Below are 6,101 nucleotides of genomic sequence, written 5' to 3' on the forward strand. Positions count from 1 at the left end.
CGTCGGCGCCGGTTTGGTTGCGGTGAGCAGGTCGTTGACGTGTCCGGCGAGTTCATCCACGAGGGGGGTTCCGTCGTCTGCGAAGAACTCGGATGGGCGTTTCCCGGTCAACCACACCGATTGTGGATCTTTGAGCCGGGATGACACCAACGTTTCGATGTGTGCCTTCTGGACCGCTTCGAGCTGGCCGGCGAGGTCGGCTGCGGCTTTCACGGCTTGGGCGGCGAGGTCGTTGGACTGGTCGCGTTGTTCCCGGTAGCGCGCGTCACGCTTGCTCAGCTCGGCGTGGTCCTGGCCGGTGTTGTCGTCGATCTGGGAGTCGCCTGGGGCGGTCCCGAGGCCGTCGTCGCGATTCTGCGGGGCCTGATCGGCTGGGCCTAGAGGCCGCAATGTGTCTGGCATGTCATTTCTCCTTGTCTAGAGCGCCATGTCGCCAGGACGGCCTACGGTGTCCTGGCTGAACGTCACGCCGTCGTGCTGGAAAGTCGCATCCCGCAGGGCTTGCGAGTAGCGGGCTTGCTCACCGGAGAGCGCGTTCAAATCGTCGTCCGCCGGGCCGTGCACCACGGTGACGCTGGAGGGCATCGGGCCATCCATTCCGTTGTCACCGCGACCGATACCGGATGCCAGTGCAACACAGTCGTCCAAGCTGGTCGAGTAGTTCGGCGGATCCCATGGCCCCGCGTTGGCCTGGTCAAATTCATCAATCGGTGTGAGTCCCATTGTCTTTGCCTTCCTGTAGGTCTAACTCGATTATCACACTTCCGTGTAGCGGTTGGTCGTTGGCGACACCTGCGGCCCGCTTATCGGCGCCCAGCGTCGGGCATCCGCTGCCGTGCTGGATGCGCGTCTGGCCGGTCTCGGTGTCGGTGCCCACCAGGACGTTGCAGTCCGGGCATTTCACTGCGGCCACGAGCGCGTTCATCATGGCTCTGCTGAGGTCGTCGGTCATGGTTGTTTCTGTTTCCTTCCTAGATGTCGGACTTCGTGAACCTCGCCGGCCGTGCGTTTAGCGGCCCACAACGGGCAAGTATCGGAGTGTTTAATCACGGACACGATGCCGGGCTGGTGGGCGGAGATGCTGATCTCCCCGGAGCTGAGGCAGTCCGGGCACCTGGACCACTCGCGAATCTCGACGATGCAGGGCATGCAGTAGAGGGTGTCCGCGTAGATGGGGTGTTCGCCGCACAGATCGCACATGCTGGTCAGCGGGCGATCAGTCATGGCTGTCCTTTCCTTGGGTGCCGCGTCGGCGGGCTGCCCGCAACGCCGCACCTTTCTCCCGATACCAACGCCGCCCGCGTTCACGCTGACACTGTCGGCAGCGGCGCCCGGAGGAGTCGACCCGCTCCATCGTGTTCTCGGGGGTGAACTCGTGGTTGTACTCGCAATGTGTTCGCCGGGCCCAGTTCCGGCCGCGCCCGGTGGCGCGTGAGCCGTTGCGGACCAGCTCCTCGGCCACTGACACCACCACCTCAGCCACGGTGACCGCCGAGGGTGTAGACGGCGCCGCACGGCCCGACAAGCGGGGTGCTGGTGTTGGTGGGCCACCGGTGAAGATGCGTGCGGCCGCAGCCCGGACAGAGGCATCTGGCGGTGCGTAGGCCGCCGTAACGGCGATCGGCTAGCACCTCGGCGACGGGGTGATCGGTCATGGTGTTCGCCGGCTTTCCGGGTCGTCCAGCACGAACCAGGCGGCGGCACGGGTGGCGAACGAGAGCGGATGGTCGTACATGTCGTGCCAATCCTTCGGGCAGTCCGGGTAGTAGGTCGCGTGCAACTGCCGCTTGCCCAAACACCTACCGCAGATCATGCGGGCCGGGTCGAGTACGCAATGAAGCCGACGCTGGCCGATGCGTTTACCGCACTCGTCGCAGCGCAGCGCGGGCGCCCGGCCAGCTCCCCACGGCCAGATCACTTGATCACCTCCGATTGTTTGCTGGCGGTGCAGTCGCCGCGGTGATACCCGGCGTTGACGTAGAACATGCCGCAGGTGCAGCGTTCGTCTACGACGTTGCCGTTGTGGGCTGAGTGTTCGTGGCCGTCGGTGGGCAAAACCGAGAGCCCGTCTTCTTTTTCTTTCCCCTCAGATATCACCGCAACCGCGCAACCGCGCAGGTCAAGTGGGGTGTCGGCGGTTGCGAGTTGCGCTGGGGTTGGCAACAGGTCGGCGGAACCCGGCATCGGGTCACCGACGACCCAGCGGCCGGGCTTGCCGCGCTTGTCCTCCAGGTTGCGGATGTAGCCGCCGTCCGCGGCCATGCGTAGCCGCCGGCTCACGTTGGACTTGTCCAACCGCAGCTTCTCGGCGACCGCCCGGGCCATGATGCCCTCGCGGGACGCGAGTGCTTCGATCGCGTTTACGGTCTCCCGCACAGTCTCGGACACCGTCTGCCCGACCCCTTCGGCGATGGTGTCGGCCACCAGGTCGCGCACCACGGCGTAGTCGTCGAGGGTCGCGATGATGTGGCCGGCGTCGTTAAGCTCCCGGCTGGCCTGGTGCAGCACCGCGTGGGCGCGGATGAGCGCGAGGAGCGAGCCGAAGTCGCGGCGCAGCCGCACGGCCACGGGCGGCACCTGCTGCGCCAACCGCTGGGCGTACGGAACGGTCACCTGACGCACAGCGCCGGCAAGCCAGCATTGCAGGTCGTGCCATTCCTCCAGGGCACCGTCACCGTTGCTTTCGTCGGCGAGTTGGAGCATCACCCGTGCTGTTTGTTCGCGCGAGTCGTTGGTGGCCAGCGACAGGATGCGGGTTTCGTTTTCCGCGTGAACCCGCGTCTCGGTGGTGGTGAAGATCAAGTTGGTCGGGCCCTCTTTGACGATCTTCTTGGTGGTGAAACCGCTCTCGTCAGCGCCACGGATCGTCACCTCATAGTCGATACGGCCCTCGGACAGCAGCGACCGCACGAAGTAGGAAGTTTGATCGTTCTCGACGCCTTCCCGCAGGGCGACCACCTCATAGACGATGAGGGTGCGGTGGGCGTACTCCTCGGGGGAGAAGATGAGTGCGTGCTCGGACATGCCCGTAAATTCGAGGTAGGCCTCGGTGGGAAAGAATCGGGTCACGATCTCGACGGTGTATGACTTGCCCGACGCGGAATGACCCTTCACCCCGGCGCTGACCTGCTTGTCCAGCAGCCGGGAGGTCAGTATCAGGTACAGCGTCTTCGCTAACCGTTCCTCGCCGACCAGGCCGCGGGACGCCACCTCATCGGCGACGGCGTCGAGGATGCGCGGCAACCGCGCAAGCCCCGGCATAGCGGTTGACCTGCGCGGTTGCGCGGTTGCGCCGGTTTCCGGGGGGAAAGAAAAAGAAGAGTAAGGCTCCTCTGACAGCGGCTGGTTCAGCCGCTCCTCGAGCGCGGCCGCCTTGGCGATGCCGACCCACCACCGCTTGACGTCGGAATCCCAGTGGGCGCCGAGCCGTCGCATCCGCATCGCGTACGGGGAGTCCAGCGGTACGTCGACCCACACGCGGCCGCCGTCGCGGGTGACAGTCGGCGGCTGGTCCTCCGCGTACATCTCCCGCACCTCGTCGGAGCGATCGGTGTCATCGGTCATGCGCTCACCCGCTTCAGCCAGGGCCGCGTGGTGTGAAACTCGCGGAGGTCTTGGGCTTCCTTCGACACGGCCGGCCAGTCGACCGCGCTAGACACCGCGCGGCTGGCCTCGCAGCGGGCCTCCTGGCAGGTTTCTAGCCGCAGCGCCCAGTGCTGCGCCCCGTCGAGCAGAGCGGCCCATTTCCGCGGGTCGTTGTCGTCGAGGTCGAACCACGCGGGCGTGCCGAGTGTCGGCCAGTCGTTGACTTGGTTGAGGACGGCGCCAACGAATTTGTGGACTGACCACCAGGACACCTGGGACGATGACACGCCGCTATCCATCGCCGCCCGCCAGTTCATAAGCATCGGCGAGCGCTTCGATGGTGTGCCAGGTCTCCACCGGCAGCCGGCGGCCGGCCACGCGCAGAGCGTCGGCAGCGCCTGCGCGGAAACCATCACGCCACCCGCAGGCGTACCGGCCGGTGTGGGGCCGCCGCACGCTACAATCAGCAGTGTGCCGACCACTTGGCTGGTGGCTGGTGCTGGTGTAGTTGGTGGCTTGGTAACCCACTTTTTCGACGTTGGCCGGTTCCCTCTCGGGGGGCCGGCCATCGCCGACTTCGGGCGGCCTCACGACGCACCGCCGATGGGGGTGAACAATGCTTCTACGTCTTCGACACGCACACGCACCAGTGAGCCGTTGACCTTGTATGCGGGCAGTTTGCCTGTCCGAATCCAGTCACGCGACGTGCGGACGGCGATGCCGTAACGCTTTTGGATGGTTTTGAGGTCGAGAGCTTCGCCGATGGCGGCAGAACTGGAACTGGGCATTCCGATGTACCTCCGAAAGTGGGGACACGAGTTGACTCGGTTCACCCATTTCGGAGCAGAGCTTTCGGCACTAGAGCGTGCAATCATTTCGACTGCGCTAGCCCAGCCCAAACAGTCCGGGCTGACTCTTGTGAATCTGGCGACCAGACTATCCCCTGCGCACAGTAAGGGGAAGTGACGAGCGTGACGGCGTGTCGGCAGCGGCTACTCGGCTGAGGCCAGCTCCGACAGTGCGGCGGCGATCTCGGCGTCCCGGCCACTCACGATGCCCTGATAGACCAGGCTTGCCTTGACCGTGCTGTGCCCAAGCCGGGCCATCGACTCGGCGAGGTTGCCCACGCGAGCTACCTGGGTTCCGGCGAAATGCCGCAGATCGTGTACGCGAACACCCTTGCGGTTGATGGCTTGCAGTGCCGCCGCGAAGTATTCGCGGCTGAAGACGCGATCGTTCATGTGACCGCCGCGCACAGCCGGAAACAACAATGCTTCGTCGCCGTCTCCGACATAGGTGGCCAGGTGATGATTCAGGGTGTCGCGGATGTGCGGCGGGATGACAACCGCGCGGCCCTTGCCGGATTTCGGTGTGTCGACTTGGTATTCGCGATCACGCCGGGTCACACCGCGAGACACGTAGAGAATTTCGCACCCCTCGCCGATGTCCTTGCGGCGCAGCTCGGATACCTCACCCCAGCGGACGCCGCACCACGCCGACAGCAGCACGAGGGCCTTCAGTCGCTCCGGCCTGATCGCGTCGGCCAGTTCGGCGACCTCAGCCACCGACAAGATGATCGGCTCGCGTTTACGCGCGGGGTTCATCACGCCTTTGATGTGGCATGGGTTGGACGGGATCAGGCCATCGGTGACCGCGGTCGCGAGGACCGCATGGAGCAGGCCGTAGGCGTGCGAGTTCCGGCGAGTGTGCTTGGTGCCCAGCGCGGCGAACCACTTCCGCACCGCCTCGGGCGTGACGGCGGTGATTTCCAGTGTGCCGATCGTGTCGTCGATGTGCAGCCGCAGCTTGGACGTGTACTCGTCGCGGGTGCGTGGTTTGACGTTGCGGTGCTCGACCCATTTGGCCGCGTAGTCGGCGAGGGTCGTTGCGCGGGCTGTGCGGGCCGCTGCGCGCTGTTTGGGCGGGGTCCAGGTGCCTTGTTCGATCATTGCCCGTTCGTCGGCCAGCCAGCCCTCGGCGCGGGTCTTGCCGGCCTTGTTGTTGGTGTAGGTCGTCGGCGCGGTGTGGCGCGCCAGATCCGGCCCGATGTAGCTGGCTTGAAGGTTGCCGGACGGCAGCCGCCGAATGTGACCCCAACCCCGGCTGCCTTTGGTGCGCGCCATGTGCAGCACTTCCTGTCGGGGTGTTGCGTGCGATTATCGTGCGATTAATCTACGGTACACCCCGTCACTGCTCGTCATCACACGCAAACACGGCTGGGGGCTAAACACGCAGCTAGACAGCTATTTCCACAGGTCAGAGCATACGGCGAGCCGATAGTCAGCGGCTAATTCGAATCCTGCCGGGGGCACCCAGTTATCGCAGCTCAGGCCGCTCGTGAAAATGTCAGAAAGTCAATGCCCAGCCCTACTGGCAGCTGCCGGGCGGAGCCGGTATCGGCCCGGTCACTTGCGGCACAAGACCGCCGAAGATACCGGGCGGTGGAGCGGGCTTGACGCACTGCACGACCACGAAGCTGTTATTGCCTGACGTGCCGCGCGCTACGGCGTGCCAGT

At 65.2% G+C, this 6,101-nt stretch carries 11 protein-coding genes; all 11 read right to left on the reverse strand.

Annotated elements, in window-relative coordinates; genetic code table 11:
- Nucleotides 1-402: hypothetical protein (locus ACLP9N_RS23265; protein ID WP_442409604.1), on the reverse strand; the 402-nt coding region annotated here is incomplete at its 3' end.
- Nucleotides 403-417: 15 nt separating this feature from the next.
- The gene (locus ACLP9N_RS23270) at nt 418-723 is read right to left on the reverse strand and encodes a hypothetical protein (protein WP_442409605.1); all 306 of its coding nucleotides are present in this window, start codon (nt 721-723) and stop codon (nt 418-420) included.
- Nucleotides 704-952: a hypothetical protein gene (locus ACLP9N_RS23275; protein ID WP_442409606.1), complete on the reverse strand. Its 249-nt coding sequence runs from the start codon at nt 950-952 to the stop codon at nt 704-706. Before ACLP9N_RS23275 ends, ACLP9N_RS23270 begins: the two co-directional genes overlap by 20 nt.
- Nucleotides 949-1,224 carry a hypothetical protein gene (locus tag ACLP9N_RS23280; protein WP_442409607.1) on the reverse strand — a complete coding sequence of 92 codons (276 nt, stop codon included), beginning with the start codon at nt 1,222-1,224 and terminating at the stop codon, nt 949-951. Before ACLP9N_RS23280 ends, ACLP9N_RS23275 begins: the two co-directional genes overlap by 4 nt.
- The gene (locus ACLP9N_RS23285) at nt 1,217-1,483 is read right to left on the reverse strand and encodes a hypothetical protein (protein WP_442409608.1); all 267 of its coding nucleotides are present in this window, start codon (nt 1,481-1,483) and stop codon (nt 1,217-1,219) included. The genes ACLP9N_RS23280 and ACLP9N_RS23285 overlap by 8 nt, the downstream gene beginning before the upstream one ends.
- A gap of 168 nt (nt 1,484-1,651) precedes the next feature.
- Nucleotides 1,652-1,918 carry a hypothetical protein gene (locus ACLP9N_RS23290; protein ID WP_442409609.1) on the reverse strand — a complete coding sequence of 89 codons (267 nt, stop codon included), beginning with the start codon at nt 1,916-1,918 and terminating at the stop codon, nt 1,652-1,654.
- On the reverse strand, nt 1,915-3,564 hold the full coding sequence (locus ACLP9N_RS23295; RefSeq protein ID WP_442409610.1) for a hypothetical protein: 1,650 nt from the start codon (nt 3,562-3,564) through the stop codon (nt 1,915-1,917). Before ACLP9N_RS23295 ends, ACLP9N_RS23290 begins: the two co-directional genes overlap by 4 nt.
- Nucleotides 3,561-3,872: a DUF2742 domain-containing protein gene (locus tag ACLP9N_RS23300; RefSeq protein WP_442409611.1), complete on the reverse strand. Its 312-nt coding sequence runs from the start codon at nt 3,870-3,872 to the stop codon at nt 3,561-3,563. Before ACLP9N_RS23300 ends, ACLP9N_RS23295 begins: the two co-directional genes overlap by 4 nt.
- A 4-nt stretch (nt 3,873-3,876) precedes the next feature.
- On the reverse strand, nt 3,877-4,041 hold the full coding sequence (locus ACLP9N_RS23305) for a hypothetical protein (protein ID WP_442409612.1): 165 nt from the start codon (nt 4,039-4,041) through the stop codon (nt 3,877-3,879).
- Nucleotides 4,042-4,172: 131 nt separating this feature from the next.
- Nucleotides 4,173-4,373, reverse strand: a complete 201-nt coding sequence (locus ACLP9N_RS23310) for a helix-turn-helix domain-containing protein (protein WP_442409613.1) — start codon at nt 4,371-4,373, stop codon at nt 4,173-4,175.
- A 204-nt stretch (nt 4,374-4,577) separates the two neighbouring features.
- Entirely contained in the window at nt 4,578-5,708 is a 1,131-nt protein-coding gene (locus tag ACLP9N_RS23315) for a tyrosine-type recombinase/integrase (protein ID WP_442409614.1), read from the reverse strand.
- Nucleotides 5,709-6,101 lie beyond the last annotated feature (393 nt).

Origin of the sequence: Mycobacterium sp. (assembly GCF_052144515.1) — a bacterium.
Lineage (GTDB): Bacteria > Actinomycetota > Actinomycetes > Mycobacteriales > Mycobacteriaceae > Mycobacterium.

Coding starts and splice junctions, on each gene's coding strand:
- ACLP9N_RS23280 (WP_442409607.1), bottom strand. CDS start 1,224: ATGACTGATCGCCCGCTGACCAGCATGTGCGATCTGTGCGGCGAACAC.
- ACLP9N_RS23315 (WP_442409614.1), bottom strand. CDS start 5,708: ATGGCGCGCACCAAAGGCAGCCGGGGTTGGGGTCACATTCGGCGGCTG.
- ACLP9N_RS23295 (WP_442409610.1), bottom strand. CDS start 3,564: ATGACCGATGACACCGATCGCTCCGACGAGGTGCGGGAGATGTACGCG.
- ACLP9N_RS23275 (WP_442409606.1), bottom strand. CDS start 952: ATGACCGACGACCTCAGCAGAGCCATGATGAACGCGCTCGTGGCCGCA.
- ACLP9N_RS23310 (WP_442409613.1), bottom strand. CDS start 4,373: ATGCCCAGTTCCAGTTCTGCCGCCATCGGCGAAGCTCTCGACCTCAAA.
- ACLP9N_RS23270 (WP_442409605.1), bottom strand. CDS start 723: ATGGGACTCACACCGATTGATGAATTTGACCAGGCCAACGCGGGGCCA.